The sequence below is a fragment of the Paenibacillus sp. FW126-R14 genome (assembly GCF_058789495.1).
The window spans coordinates 145,249-159,106 of the sequence record NZ_JBYTBS010000007.1 but is presented as its reverse complement, the minus strand read 5'-3'; the positions used below and the strand labels follow the sequence as shown (position 1 = coordinate 159,106).

13 protein-coding genes are annotated in these 13,858 nt (G+C 50.1%); all 13 read right to left on the bottom strand.

The window, feature by feature from the left end:
• Positions 1-5 precede the first annotated feature (5 nt).
• Positions 6-887 carry a carbohydrate ABC transporter permease gene (locus tag AC3WRW_RS07345; RefSeq protein ID WP_492545688.1) on the bottom strand — a complete coding sequence of 294 codons (882 nt, stop codon included), beginning with the start codon at positions 885-887 and terminating at the stop codon, positions 6-8.
• A complete protein-coding gene (locus AC3WRW_RS07340; protein ID WP_492545687.1) occupies positions 884-1,768 on the bottom strand; it encodes a carbohydrate ABC transporter permease in 885 nt (294 codons plus the stop codon). The genes AC3WRW_RS07345 and AC3WRW_RS07340 overlap by 4 nt, the downstream gene beginning before the upstream one ends.
• 206 nt (positions 1,769-1,974) lie before the next feature.
• Entirely contained in the window at positions 1,975-2,646 is a 672-nt protein-coding gene (locus AC3WRW_RS07335; RefSeq protein ID WP_492545686.1) for an HAD family hydrolase, read from the bottom strand.
• Positions 2,647-2,673: 27 nt separating this feature from the next.
• Entirely contained in the window at positions 2,674-3,270 is a 597-nt protein-coding gene (locus AC3WRW_RS07330) for a DUF1349 domain-containing protein (RefSeq protein ID WP_492545685.1), read from the bottom strand.
• Entirely contained in the window at positions 3,267-4,523 is a 1,257-nt protein-coding gene (locus tag AC3WRW_RS07325; protein WP_492545684.1) for an MFS transporter, read from the bottom strand. The genes AC3WRW_RS07330 and AC3WRW_RS07325 overlap by 4 nt, the downstream gene beginning before the upstream one ends.
• A 9-nt stretch (positions 4,524-4,532) precedes the next feature.
• On the bottom strand, positions 4,533-5,564 hold the full coding sequence (locus AC3WRW_RS07320; protein WP_492545683.1) for a zinc-dependent alcohol dehydrogenase: 1,032 nt from the start codon (positions 5,562-5,564) through the stop codon (positions 4,533-4,535).
• Positions 5,561-6,838, bottom strand: a complete 1,278-nt coding sequence (locus tag AC3WRW_RS07315; RefSeq protein ID WP_492545682.1) for an aminotransferase class III-fold pyridoxal phosphate-dependent enzyme — start codon at positions 6,836-6,838, stop codon at positions 5,561-5,563. Before AC3WRW_RS07315 ends, AC3WRW_RS07320 begins: the two co-directional genes overlap by 4 nt.
• Before the next feature lie 14 nt (positions 6,839-6,852).
• Entirely contained in the window at positions 6,853-8,010 is a 1,158-nt protein-coding gene (locus tag AC3WRW_RS07310) for a glycosyltransferase family 2 protein (protein WP_492545681.1), read from the bottom strand.
• 611 nt (positions 8,011-8,621) lie between these two features.
• A complete protein-coding gene (locus AC3WRW_RS07305; RefSeq protein ID WP_492545732.1) occupies positions 8,622-9,080 on the bottom strand; it encodes a PCYCGC motif-containing (lipo)protein in 459 nt (152 codons plus the stop codon).
• Between the two features lie 161 nt (positions 9,081-9,241).
• Positions 9,242-10,093, bottom strand: coding sequence for a MurR/RpiR family transcriptional regulator (locus tag AC3WRW_RS07300; protein WP_492545680.1), 852 nt, complete (start codon positions 10,091-10,093; stop codon positions 9,242-9,244).
• Positions 10,094-10,112: 19 nt separating this feature from the next.
• Entirely contained in the window at positions 10,113-10,871 is a 759-nt protein-coding gene (locus tag AC3WRW_RS07295) for a PHP-associated domain-containing protein (RefSeq protein WP_492545679.1), read from the bottom strand.
• Positions 10,843-12,006, bottom strand: coding sequence for an ABC transporter ATP-binding protein (locus tag AC3WRW_RS07290; protein WP_492545678.1), 1,164 nt, complete (start codon positions 12,004-12,006; stop codon positions 10,843-10,845). Before AC3WRW_RS07290 ends, AC3WRW_RS07295 begins: the two co-directional genes overlap by 29 nt.
• On the bottom strand, positions 12,003-13,832 hold the full coding sequence (locus AC3WRW_RS07285) for an ABC transporter permease (RefSeq protein WP_492545677.1): 1,830 nt from the start codon (positions 13,830-13,832) through the stop codon (positions 12,003-12,005). Before AC3WRW_RS07285 ends, AC3WRW_RS07290 begins: the two co-directional genes overlap by 4 nt.
• Positions 13,833-13,858 lie beyond the last annotated feature (26 nt).

The following is a 13,858-nucleotide window of genomic DNA, read 5'->3' as shown; positions in this document are numbered from 1 at the left end:
CCGCTCTACTCTTTCATCGCTCCGTCCATTAATCCGGCAAAAATAAATTTGCGCAAGACTAAATAGATCACAATGGTTGGAAGCATGACCAAAATAATAGCGGCTGAAAGCTCATTCCAATAGGTCGCCCGCTCGCCTACAAACGTCATCAAAGCGGTTGATAGCGTGCTTAGCTTCTTAGATGGCATGTATAGATAAGGAATGTACATATCGTTCATAATGTCAACGGCTTTAATAATCGCCAAGGTAGCCGTTGCCGGAAGCAAGAGCGGGAAAAGAATCGAACGGAAAATCCGGAAATATGAGGCGCCATCCAGCAGCGCGCTTTCATCCAATTGCTTGGATATTTTCTCAATGAACTGCAAGTAAATGAAAATTTGCATTAAATCCGTACCGGCATAAATGATGAGCGGCGCGAACAGCGTGTTATACAACCCTAATGACTTAATGGTCTGAAAACGGGCTACTTCCGTGGTGTACGCAGGTACGACGGATGCCACAATGAATAAAATAAAGATCGTTTTCTTGAAGCGGAAATTAAATCGATTCAATACGAAGGCTGTCATAGCTCCGAGAATCGCATTAATGATTACGCTGGACACCGTAACGCTAAGCGAGTTAATGAGTCCTACCAGCATATTCGCTTTCTCGAATGCGACAGCGAAATTGTGGAACGACCAGCTCTTCGGCAGCGAAAATGGGGATGTAGCCGCGAGTTCCGGCGATGTTTTGAAAGCTGCGAAAACAACGACAAGCAGCGGCACGAAAATAATTAACGTAACGATCGTTAGAATGACGTAATAAAGCGTTTTACCGAGGAAGGAGAGAACTCCTGCCTTTTCCAGCTTGCTCGGTTTGATGGCAACTTCTGTTTGGGACAGGCTCATGATGATTTTTCTCCCTTCTCACGGATCAACAAGTTTTGAATGAAACTGAATGCGATGATCATCACCATCAGAATAATAGCCATTGCCGATGCCAGACCGTAACTATTGAACTTAAATGCTGTATTGATCGTGAAAATCGTAAACGTACTGCTTGAAGTTCCCGGACCGCCTTGCGTAACGAGAAAAGGAATATCAAATACTTGGAGGGCTCCCCGGATATTCAAGAACAAAATAATTTCAATGACACGGCGAATGCCCGGCAGAACGATATATCGAACCTGCTGCATTTTACTAGCTCCGTCAATGGTTGCGGCTTCATACAAATCGTTCGGAATGGACTGAACGCCGGCCAGGAATAGGATGATATGAAAACCTGCAAATCGCCATAGCGAGATCGCAACGAGCGAATAGTTCACAATTTTCACATCGCTAAGCCAGTTATGAATCCAACTTTCCAAGCCGACGGCTGTTAAAAGCTCGTTGATCGGACCGTTCACCGGGTTGTACAAATAGCTGAAAATGTAAGCGACAGCTACGCCGTTGATAATGTAAGGCAAAAGAATGATAGAGCGGAAAAATTCACTGGCTCTCATTTTGGCATTCAACATAACCGCTAATAAAATCTCAAACGGAATCAGCAATGCATGGATGATAAAATAAAGCCAGTTGTTCGAAAGCGATTGCCAAACTTGCGACATTTTGAGCGCTTTCAAATAATTGTCGAATCCTACAAAATGAAGCTCCCTGCTGATCCCGTTCCAATCAGTCATACTGTATTCAAACAGCTTCACTGTAGGGTAAATCAGAAACAACAGCAGTAATCCGACCGGCAACGCCAGAAAAGAAAAAACAAGCACTCTCTTTTGCATCATGTTACTCATGTGCTACCCTCATTCCTTGATCTATGATGTAGTAATGACTAGGTATACCCCTTAGATCATTCTTTTGTAAGCCTAATTCTAGAGAGATTGGACACGCTTTCACATGACAATTTTTGTGCTTTCCATTGATAAATTTTGTTGAGTCGAAAAAAATAACCCGGAAGAATCGGCGTTATGATTCGTCCAGGTGTGTGACATACGTGCGCTTAAGCCGGATCAGACAACCCGTTTTCGAACAAGAATTGATCGATATCAAATTCGAGCAGGGAATTAAGCCTTCTCTCATAAGGCGGGAAATCCAGGCCTTTCGTAACTTCATTGGGTACGATGATGCAGCGGATACCTGCCGCATTGGCCGCCTTTAACCCATTAGGCGAATCTTCAAAAGCGATCGTTTCAAATGAGTTCACGCCTAATTTGTGCATCGCCAGCTTGTATAGCTCGGGGTCCGGCTTCACTTTCTTCACATCGTCCGCTGTGACCACCTCATCGAAAAGCGAGTACATCCCGAACGATTTCAAATAACCGCTCACCCAGTCATGAGTCGAGCTGGATGCAACGGCGATCTTCATTCCGCATTCACGCGTCTTATGCAAAATCTTCAGCACGCCTGGTCTCAATTGGGCATTCTCCATGCGAAGCTCATATCTCATTTGCAAAAGAGACTTTATTTGCTCAAGGTCTATCGGCTCCTTCGCATGCTCTTTGAGATATTCGTAAGGATTGAATGTTTCAAAAGAAGTGCCGACATGGCGAGCCCATAGCGCCAGCGGCAGGTCCAAGGCATACGAGGCGTACACTTCTTTGAAAACACGGTACCACGGTGTTTCCGTATCTAGCAGCAAGCCATCGAAATCAAATATAGCGGCTTTCAACATATTATGTCCCCCCCGTTCTATCATCGTTTAAAAGCGGCTTTCGGTATGCGCCGCTTTATACGTCAAATATTCGAACTCCACCGGACAGCCTGCTCCTTGCGGCGACTGCGCCACAACTCCCGCCCGGCATTCCGCGGAGTTCTGCATGCCGAAGTATCGAACGAGCGTCCAATTAGCGCCGTCCGGCGAATAGGAAAAAGTTATACATTCGTTTTGCTTAATAATGCGCAAGTAAGGATTCTCTACGGCGACACGCTCCGAATTGCAATCGTCGGATATGCCGTCCCTCGTAACGACAGACACAATAATCGCATGCTGACCGTTGAATTCAAAGCACAGCTTGGCCCAGTTCCGCTCGTCCACCATAATCATTAAACAACCGGAATCATAGATATGCCGCATATCGACACGCAGCCTGGTCGTTAGTTCAAAGGAATCTCCCGCAGACCAATACAGGAACGGCGCAGAATCGGCATAGTGTTTGCCTGCCGGATCTTGAAAAAAATCGGATTTGGACGGAGCTTCAACAGCCAGTCTGCCATCCTCCGTAAACTGATATTGTTCCGGCGGATTGAGCCATTCAAGCTTCTTTCTTGTGTCTTCCCCAAATAAATTTGGAATCATCTCTCTTCTCCCATCGTTAATGATTGCTTAGTAGGCTTGCCGGACCCATTGCCTATGGGATACGCCAACGCGAATAAGCTGGCATAGCCGATAAAAATAATAACGAACAACAACGAAGGCTTGAAGTTATAAACGAGCCCCGAGATGTACCCCCATGGAATCGCTACAATGGACATAACGACCTGGATGGAGGAATATAAATCCGCTTTGTCGTAATGGCCAAGTTTGTTCATGAGCAGGGAGTCCCTGAACGTTAAAAGCAGAAAAGTTCCTGCAGCAAGCACGGTTGTAACAATAATGAGCATTAGCGAGCTGCCGGCGGGAATAGACAGAAACAGCAGCGCCCCAACTGTACATACGGCTAACGACAGCTTGACATACGATGCTTCATTTCGTTCTTTCAATCGCGGCATGACCGCGCTGTACACAAGTATCGTCGTTACTGCCGTAATGAAAGGGATCCACGAGATCATCCTGTCGCCGAAGCCAAGCTGTTCCTTCAAATAAATAACCTGAAAAAAGTTCAGCTGCAGGACGATATTCGAAATAACCGTTATCAGAATAATCGGCAGCATCTGTCGATTGCGCAGCGATTGACCGAATAAGCGGAAGCTTTGCAAAACTCCGCGAACGATATGGGTATCGCTATGCGTTTGAATCATCACTTTGCCGGCCTCGGTCTCTTTCGTCAAGTAATTCCGAACGACGAACAGCACCGTCATACTGATGCCGCCGATGAAATAAACGACACTTATCGTCGGCATAATGCCATATTTGTGAATAACTCCTCCCGCGAGAGGAGCCAGCACGCCTGCCGATATGATAATCATATTCATAATGGCAAATACAAGAGACCGCTGCTTCTCATCCACATCCTCTATGATCAGCAGGTTGAACGCGACCGTGACGAATTTTGAGCTTGCGTTCAGCAAGTACGCGATAAGGAACAGCCAGAAATTGTTTGAAAATGCCCAAATAAACATCGGGATACTCCAAGATATCAGGTCAAAGAAAAGTGTCGTCCGTTTCCTGCCCCATTTGTTCGTAACAGCTCCCGCAAACATCTGAAAGACGAAAGAGAAGTACAAATTAACCGAGTTGAGGATCCCGATCTGAATATCGCTCAAACCTGCCCCCTTCATATACAAGGGGGCGTAGAACAAAACGATCGTGCCAGGAATCGCCCACAACGGCTCCAGCCAAATGGAATAGCGCGGATTGTCGGGGAGCTGGCGAAACTTTGCAAAGTTCATAGATTCACCTTAACATACTAAAATTGTTTTAACGGAGCTCATGGGACGCGGTTCGCCCGTACGCATGTGGTAGCCCATCGTTTCGTTGAAGGCCTGCTCATATTGCTCCAACGCCACCCTGGACGTGATCATTCGTTCCAGCTCAGGCATACTTTGGGCGAACTGAAGCGCCATGCCTACAATTTGATGAACGGCAACTTGACCGATCACGTTCACCCCGTTATTGATGAAATCCGTAGGACGAATGGAAACCTCATACTGTTCGTTGTAGCCCATGGGGATGATCCGCCCGCCTTTTCCGATGTACGCAAGCGCCGTATGCAGTTGATTGCCCACGGCATCAACGACGATATCAAACTTGCGGTGATGGTTCACAGCCAGGACCGATTCAACGGACATCTCCGCAGGATGGAACACATGATCGGCAATCCCGCTTGCAAAGCTGCGGCGGTAGTCATCCGGCTCAGTCCCGACTGTCAGACGACCCAGACGTTTGCTGACAAGCTGGCACAATGATCCGATCGCTCCGGAGCCGAGGACGAGCACCGCGTCGCTGGGCTTGATATTGGCTTTAAGAAACGTATTGAGCACACAGCCGAGCGGTTCGATCAGCATAGCCGTTTCCCAGCTCATCGTATCCGGTATTTTGTACATGTATTTCTCTTCTCCGACATAGTATTCAGCGAAAGTGCCGTGAATCGTCATCCCTACCTGATGCTCTTCGAAGTTTTCACAATAACAGAATTGACTCAATCGGCAGAAGTGGCACACGCCGCAAGCTTGCGTCGGATCAATGATCACGCGGTCGCCTACGCGAACGCTCCGCACCCTTTCGCCTACCTCAACCACCGTGCCAACACCTTCATGTCCGATAACCGTTCCTGCATTCGCGAAAATCTTCCCCTTGATTACGTTTAAATCCGTACCGCAAATGCCTGAACCGTAAATCTTTACTTTCACCTGTGTCGCTGATTGAATGACTGGCTGATCCATCTCGATCAGCTCTACGGTTTTGGGAGCTGTGTATACCAGTGCCTTCATCCTTCGTGCCTCCTTTGATCATTCGTTAGAGCTACGTTCCCTTCGCTCCATAATCGCAATGCAGACTCAATCGACAGCTGGACGCGATCCAGATCGTCTTTCGTATGGCAGTCGGAAAACACGAAATAACCTTTGCTGAAAATCCCATCTGCCGCCAGACGCTTGACCAAAAACTCGCGAAACGGATCCTGGTAAAAATGTGGAGCGTTGGGCTGACGTATACAAAAGCTTGCGTAAGTCCCTTGCAGCTCGAGATCATGCAATCCGAGCGACACGATCAGCTCTTTCAGCCGCCTGATCATGCAAGCTGTGTTGTCTCGCCAGCTCGGCCAGTCCGGGGCTTGCTCCATCAATTGCTCGCAAGCGATAAGTGCGGCAAAAGCAATCGCTTCGCTGGCATGGGCAGAGCTGAACTTTACGTCTGAAAGCAGCGGCATCCACGGGTCGCCGCCCATAATGACAGCTAGAGGCAGCCCGTTTGCCATTCCTTTGGACAGGCAGAGAATGTCAGGCCAAATATCGTATTCGCCTGCCGTTGCCTGTTTCCCCATTCGTATGCCAGAAGTGACTTCATCGAAGATAACGGTTACCTTCCGATGACGACAGTCAGTTACAACCTTACGCAGGTCTTCCTTCTCCCACTCGTTCGGACAGAGCACGACACAGGCAATATCATCGGCCTCCGAAGCCAGTACATCCATGATGGCGTCTGCGCCGCTGTCCACCCAATTTGTCGTGCCTCGAATCGAAACCGGTATGCCCAGCGCTGCGGCGTTTTGTCCGTAATATCCAAATGCCGACCAATCGTGCCAACCATGATAGGCCGTTGCAATAGCCTTTGACTTGCCGCTATAGGCTCTGGCAGCACGTACTGCGGCGCTGACGACGTCTGCTCCTCCTTTCGCAAACTTCAACGACTTGTAGCGCCCCCCAAATCGCTTCAACAACCTCTTCGCCGCTTCCAGCTCCAAATCTGATGCCGTCGAGAAGCTCGTTCCTTTGGCCAACTGCCTAATAATTGCATCATTAACTTCTTCCCGGGCATGCCCCCAGGACACCGTCCCCATTGCCATCTCGCAATCCAACCATACATGACCATCCAGATCCGTAAATCGCGAACCCTTCGCTTCCATACAGCTTATTGCCGTATAACCCGGAAACAACCGATCAGGACTTTTGGCAAGCGTGCTGCAGCCTCCGGGAATAATAGCAGAAGCTTCTTCCAGCCATTCCAGACTCTTCGTAAAATTCAACTCTTGTGCGGTCTCTCTCATCATTCACCCCCTGACTATCGAACCTTCGTCCCTGGCCAGCAGCTTTCATAGATTTGGTTGATCATAACTACATTGCCGTATAAATCAATGATCAGATCCTCAGACGAGACATTGCGGCGTATCTCAATCCAATACCGGTTGTCGAGCAAACGAGTGAAATTGTCCACCAGAAACAACAGTCTTGACGAAGAATGAATCAACTCCTTGCCCAACACTTGCGGGAGCCAGATCGCGCCATTGGACTGAAAGCGGCTTGAATAATCGTACACATCCGTCAATGAGACCAGCCCCGATTTGCGCAGATGATCCCAGAACGCATCCGCATCGCTGCGCACCTCTGCCAAGTCAATTCCGGTAAAGGTCAATCCCTGTTTTAATTTGCTGGAGGAAAGCCGGCTTTTCAAATTGGCAAACGTAAAGTCCCAGATATCGCTTTGGATGTCATTTCCCCACTTTTTCCAAAATCTCGCCAAGTTGTTCTTGCGATTGAAACTTCGATGAATGCCGCTGCTTCTTTCCCAGTGATAAGCGCGAATCTCAGGATTAATCACGGTGGAATAACCGGCCGCCTTCGCCCTCATCTGGTAATCGAAATCTTCATAACCGTTGAAAAATTTTTCGTCCAGATAACCAACTTTCTCGAAAACTTCTCGCTTCATCGCGAACATCGCAAATACAACCATCTGTACGTTGAATATTTCCTGCGGAATATCTTCCAACGTCGCATTCAAGAACAAATGCCGTCCGATCGTATCCGCAAATGTAATGCCACAGTGCTGAATGCCTCCCGTCTGCGGGTAGAGCAGCACCCCTCCGGCCATCCCTATCGCAGGGCTGCTGTTAAGCGTTGTCTCCATCTGTTCTTGGAATTTCGGATTAAGAATAATATCGGAATCTAGGAAATAAATGTAGTCGCCAGCTACGGTGGACAACGCTTCGTTAATTGAAACCGCACACCCCCTTGGGTACTCATGACGAATAATTTCGACCGCTACCCCGGCGGGCGCTTCCCGCTGCAACCGTTCCAGAAGGTCTTGAACCTTTTGGCCGGAACCATCGTTGATGAAAATAATTTGAGTCGAAGGACAAATGCTCTTCATAAGGGATTCTGTAAATAACGTTAGAATGTTAAAATCCTGATTGACCGGAACAACGATAGAATGCTTCATCATCATCTTCCTCCCATTTCTTGATACGAATTTCAATCGTTACTTTGAAAATTGACCGCAAGAAAATAATTAGGCGATTAGAAACAGACTGTTAAATAATTGCAAGGTAAAGGATTAAACTGACTTGTGTGTGCGGTTCTTGACTGACTTGCGGAGAGTGAGCATCATGGTGCGGGGATAAATGAACTATCTTTAACTTCTTTAATTGGAATTTATTTCAATTTCATCTTACACTAGTGAGAGATCCCTTTTCATTGATATTTTTGGGGTTATTGCTTGCTCGCATGACAAAAATGTTCATGGATTTGGGACATGGAGGCAGCAAACTGGAAATTCTCCATCTAAATTGCTCGAAGGAGTACCTCGCAGAACATATAGAAGGAAAACCTCCCATTAATGTGACCGGATTTAGTGAATTCTCATGAAAGCGGTGTAAATAGAGGGAGGTTTTCCGGCTACATGGCTCGGACAAGCTTCAGCAGTCAAATTACAGGGGAATTTCCCCTTACTTCGACCACGGACGCACAACGCAAAGAAGCTAAGCAGATCCACGCCGCTTAACTTCTTTGTTCATTTTACAATTCATTTTTCCTGATTATTGAGTATAACTTATTCTAAGCAGGCATTGGCGTCTTTGTCGGATTTGCATAACCTTTTTTGTAAGCATTATCGATTGTTTCACGAATTTCTTTTAACGTCTTACCTTCCTGCTTCATTTTGATCGACTGAGCGGCAATCTGCAAGCATACTCCGCAACGGGTACCATGGTCGTCCCACACAACGGAACCATCTGCATTTACTTCCTTTATAAAACAGTTCATATTGCTGGTATGTCCGGCGCTATCACCGCACCCGCAGTAACATGGCATCCATTTCAAAATTTCCGTTGCCTTCCCTGCTGCTTCATACACCAAACGAATTTGCTCGTTTTGCGATTTTAAGAAGGCAGGCAGAACATCTGCTGATTTTGTTTTCTCTTGAATATCACCATTGGCATGTGTATTTCCATGTGAAGCCTCTTTTGTAGCACCACAACCGGAAAGCACAGTTGCTATAGAAAACATAACGATCATTTGTTTTAACGAAATTCTCACTCGATCACCTCTTCTGCCAACCCATAATTTACTACTCATTATAGCAGAAATCATGTTTGTTTACTGCTTTGGAACAAGCCAATTGCTGCCTACACTCCATCATTGTCAAGTCAAACGGTCCATAGGTATCACCGATCTCCTTAAACCCGCTTAGGCAGCCACTTCTCGTACTGTTTGCGCAGGCGGTGCAGTTCTTCGCTGCCGGCCATGGCCTCCTGCTCGCGCAGCTTCCCGATGGTGACGATGAGCGCCTCGATCATTGCAATGGGCGCGATCATCGAGTGAAACTCCCACAGTTGGCCGCGCGCCGTATACAGCGCAATATCCGCTTTGTTACGCATCGGGCTGACGGCCAAGTCGGTGACCAAGAGCGTCCGGCAGCCCCGCGACGCGGCAAAATCGAACAGCACCTTCATTTCCGGCGATTCCGACACGAAGCCGAAGATGACGATGACATCGCATGCTTTGACGGCCAGCAGGCTGTCGAACAGCTCATGCCCGCCGCGCTCCAGCCGGCTCACGCGCACGCCGAAGCGCGTTAGCCGGAAATCCATCAGCGCCGCCAAGCACTCCGCTGACCCCGGCGCGTAAATGTGTACCGTGCCGGCTGCGCTGAGCAGGCTCGCCGCGCGGTCGAATTCAGCCTGCTCCAGCCGCTCTGCGGACTGCTGCAGGTAATCCGCGCCGGAGAGGAGGCCTGCCGCAGCCCCCGCGTCCGGACTCCACTTGTCGAATGCGGACTGCAGCTTGCGGGCCGGCGACTGCTGCATGTCGTCTTTGACATGCTGGCGGAAGTCCTTCAGGCTGCGCATCCCGATCTCCCCCCAAAAACGGGAGACCGTCGAAATGCTCACTTGGCATGCCTTCGCCAAGTCTTCCTCCACCAAGTACGGGATCTCATTCACGTGCTTGCTGATATAATCCGCGATTCGCTGGTGGGCACGCGATAATTTATGATTGGCAAAGTTTAAATCCATCCCGAGCTCATCCATTCTTGAAAAAGTTGGCGGACTAAACGACCTCCGTTTTTTTCTTCAGCAGCTTCTTTACAAGGTTCGCCGCCCGTACTTGAAGGTTCAGCGAAGGCGAAATGACCCGCTTGTAGGCGCGGTCGCGAATCGCCCTTTTCAGCTCCTCGACGGTTTCGAACTGTCCGTTAAATTCATTATACACGCAACCGACCTGGAACATTTGATGCGCATCGCTGCCCGCCACCACCGGCACGCCGAGCTCGTCGCCAAGATTCAGCACCTTCGCGATATTTTCCTGAATGCCGATCTCGTGCAGGTCTTTGCCGTTGAGGTCGAACGCGTCAAACCGGCTCAGTAAAGCCTTGTCGATTGTATAAAGCGAATTCGACGCCCGGAACGGATGTCCGCCGATAACCATCATGCCGCGCGGCTCGCAGAGCTCGAACAGCTTTTGAAGTGGAATAAAGCTTTCAGCCGTCGTATGGTTCTCCAGCGCTGCACGCACTTCCAACAGCTTATCTTTCGGTCCGCTGACAAGAATATGGCCGCCTTCCGCCACATCGACCTCCATGCCCGTGAACACTTTAAAGCCGTCAATATTATAGTAGTGATTGTTGCAAGGGAAAGTCACATCCAGCGTCCCGTATACGTCCTCAAATCGATGCGTATTAAAATGCTCGGTCAATGTAATCGCGTCCAAGCCGTTTGCCTTCGCTTCATCAATCATGCTGTAGAAGTGCTCCAAGCTGAAGTTCGTTTTTTTGGAAAGTTTAACGTGAATATGAAAATCGATTTTCATTCTGTAGTTCCTCCAATTGTTGTATAAAAATAATCGGGACATCCAGCCGCTTTCCGGTGCGCTTCTCGTACACATTTATGCGTTCCGGCCGCAAAGCGGCGTACAGCTTATTCCCGGCTTCGTAGTCAGTCTCGCCCATCATACGAGCCATGAGCGTTTGCCCTTCGCCTACCCGGAGCTGCAGAAGCGTCTCCGCGCCAGACGGGAAAACCGCTTCGACTTCAACCTGCAGGCTGCCGGGTTCCTTCTTGTCGGACAGACGAATGTCCTCCGGCTTCACCGTCACGACGAACTCGCCTTCGCCGGCTGCCAAGCCCTCGATGCCGAAGGTGCCGATTGCAGTTTGCAGACATGTCTTTCCAGAAACTCCCGCAAACGTTCCTTCGATAAAATTCATCCCATTGCCCGCATTCCCGATGAATTCCGCGACCTCCAGCGTACGCGGCTGTCCGTACAGCTTCCGCGGCTTATCCACTTGCACAATGCGTCCGCCGAAAAATACCGCGACCTGCGTCGACATCGTCATCGCTTCCTGCTGGTCATGCGTGACATAGACAATCGTCGTATGCAGCTCATGATGCAGCCGCTTCAGCTCCGCGCGCATTTCGATGCGCAGCTTCGCATCGAGATTGGACAGCGGCTCGTCAAGCAGTAAAATCTCCGGCTCGGTAACAATCGCGCGGGCAATGGCGACGCGCTGCTGCTGGCCGCCCGACAGCTGGCCAGGATATCGATCCCCCAGCTCGGAGATGCGCATCTTGGCAAGAGCGTTCTGCACGCGCGTCTTGATTTCGGCCTTCGGCAGCTTCTGTACTTGGAGGCCAAAGGCGACGTTCTCAAACACAGTCATATGCGGCCAGAGCGCATAGCTTTGGAACACGAGGCTGACGCCCCTGCGCGCAGCCTCCACGTGCAGCCCGGTCTCGCCGTTGGCCGCCTCTTTGCCGCCGATGCGAAGCGAGCCCGATTCAGCCCGCTGCAAGCCGGCAATCGTGCGCAGCAGCGTCGTTTTGCCGCAGCCGGAAGGTCCGAGAAAGGTCATGAACTCTCCTTTGGGGATCGTTAAATCAATCCCTTGCAGCACCTGCTTATGACGAATAGACACCGTGATATTGTTGATTTCGATGGCATTCATGAACTTCCTCCTATTCCTTGCGTCAAATCTGCTTTGCCGAGCCGTACCGCGAGCAGATATACCAAGATAACGATCGCGATAATGATCATGAGCACGACGTTAGTCAGCTGTTCATACCCTTTTTCCGCATAGTAAAACGTAAGCGTGGTGAGTGTTTCCGTGCGCGGCGTTACCAACAAAATGATCAACTCCATCTCCTTCATCGCCCCGATGAAGACAAGGAGGAAGACGGAGACCAGGCTTTTGCGGGTGAGCGGCAGCAAGATCCGGCGAAACCGGGTAAACCAAGACGCCCCACTGCTCTGCGCGGCTTCCTCCAGCTCCGGACTGATCTGCATAATGGCGGCGCTGCCCGCTTTGAGTGTAAACGGCAGCTCCTTCACCACGGTTATTACGACCAGAATGCCGATCGTGCCATAAAGCGCCGGGATAAAAAGCGTCGGCTTGGCGAACATCGTAATATACATCGCTGCCAGAGAGATGCCGGGAATGAGATACGGCAGGAACGAGACTTGATCGACGGCGCGGCCGAGCCAGCCGTTGCGTCCCCGGGCTACGACGTAGCCGAGAAATAGGCCCGCCACTGCAGCAAGGACGGATGAAATGCCGGCAATTGTGACCGAGTTTTTCAGGGCGAGCAGGAAAATGTCGTTGCGCATGGCGCCTTTTTCCCCGGTGTTAATCGCCGGATCGGACTCTCCCCACCAGTAATGCATGGTCAAGTTGCTCAGGCTGTATGAACCTTCTTTGAGCATGAATGTCTGCAGCAACAAGATGAGCAGCGGCACGACAGCAACGACGGCCAGCAGTCCGGTCAGAACGCTTGCGACAGGCCAGCGGAACCGCCCCAAGGCAGTGAGTGTTTGCGAGGCGGCTTTGCCGGTGACCGTCACGAAGCTGCGGCTCCGGCCGATGACACGTTGATTCAGGTAGATCGTCAGCATGGTGATCGCCATGAGAATCAGGCTGAGCACGTTCGCCTCGGTCGTGAGGCGGGATCGCATGCTGGAATAGAGCATCGTCGAGATCATATCAAAATGAACCGGCGTCCCGAGCATGGCAGGGACCCCGTAGGAGGAGATCGCTTTAGTAAAAATAAGAATAAACGCCGACAGCATTGCCGGCATGACCAGCGGAAACACAATGCGCCGCAGCACCCTAAACCTTCCGGCACCTGTCAGGCTCGCCGCTTCCTCCAGCTGGCCGTTCATCGAGCTGAGCGCGCTGCCGACGATCAGAAACACAAACACGCTGTCATGCACAGTAATCGTTAGCACGATAGGCACAAACCCGTACGAGATCCAGTCCGGGGGGGACAGGTGGAACAAGGACTGCAGAATGCCCGGCGTACCGCCAATTAGTTTATTTTTGAAGAAAATGAGCCATGCCCGCGACAAAATCCAGTTCGGCAGCAAATACGGAATCACGATGAGAAACGAAATCGTCCGTTTGAGCGGCATATCCGTGCGCGTCGCGAACCAGGCGAGCAGGCAACCGAGCAGCAAGGACAGAATCGAGACAGCGATCCCGACGCCAAGCGAATGCAGCACCGGCTTGTAAAACAAGGAGGGGCTCATATCGCTGGCCAGCACACGAACCCAGTGATATAGCGTAAAATGGCCGGGATTTGCCTCCGGTGTTAAGCGCAAATCTTGCGTGCGCCAGACGAACGTGGTCGACAGCAGCTTCACGACCGGCCAAATGATCATATAGGCTAGAAATAGAAGGGAAGGAATCCCGATCACATACACGGGATTCCTGAGTCGGTCCAGTACTTGATACTTGAATCGGGCAAGACGATATGTCGTCTTCGGTCTGTTCGTCAAAGTGCTCTCCACCCTTGGTGAGAATT

Coding starts and splice junctions, on each gene's coding strand:
- AC3WRW_RS07315 (WP_492545682.1), bottom strand. CDS start 6,838: ATGAGAGAGACCGCACAAGAGTTGAATTTTACGAAGAGTCTGGAATGG.
- AC3WRW_RS07290 (WP_492545678.1), bottom strand. CDS start 12,006: ATGAATGCCATCGAAATCAACAATATCACGGTGTCTATTCGTCATAAG.
- AC3WRW_RS07335 (WP_492545686.1), bottom strand. CDS start 2,646: ATGTTGAAAGCCGCTATATTTGATTTCGATGGCTTGCTGCTAGATACG.
- AC3WRW_RS07345 (WP_492545688.1), bottom strand. CDS start 887: ATGAGCCTGTCCCAAACAGAAGTTGCCATCAAACCGAGCAAGCTGGAA.
- AC3WRW_RS07320 (WP_492545683.1), bottom strand. CDS start 5,564: ATGAAGGCACTGGTATACACAGCTCCCAAAACCGTAGAGCTGATCGAG.
- AC3WRW_RS07305 (WP_492545732.1), bottom strand. CDS start 9,080: ATGATCGTTATGTTTTCTATAGCAACTGTGCTTTCCGGTTGTGGTGCT.
- AC3WRW_RS07325 (WP_492545684.1), bottom strand. CDS start 4,523: ATGAACTTTGCAAAGTTTCGCCAGCTCCCCGACAATCCGCGCTATTCC.
- AC3WRW_RS07330 (WP_492545685.1), bottom strand. CDS start 3,270: ATGATTCCAAATTTATTTGGGGAAGACACAAGAAAGAAGCTTGAATGG.
- AC3WRW_RS07300 (WP_492545680.1), bottom strand. CDS start 10,093: ATGGATGAGCTCGGGATGGATTTAAACTTTGCCAATCATAAATTATCG.
- AC3WRW_RS07340 (WP_492545687.1), bottom strand. CDS start 1,768: ATGAGTAACATGATGCAAAAGAGAGTGCTTGTTTTTTCTTTTCTGGCG.
- AC3WRW_RS07295 (WP_492545679.1), bottom strand. CDS start 10,871: ATGAAAATCGATTTTCATATTCACGTTAAACTTTCCAAAAAAACGAAC.
- AC3WRW_RS07310 (WP_492545681.1), bottom strand. CDS start 8,010: ATGATGAAGCATTCTATCGTTGTTCCGGTCAATCAGGATTTTAACATT.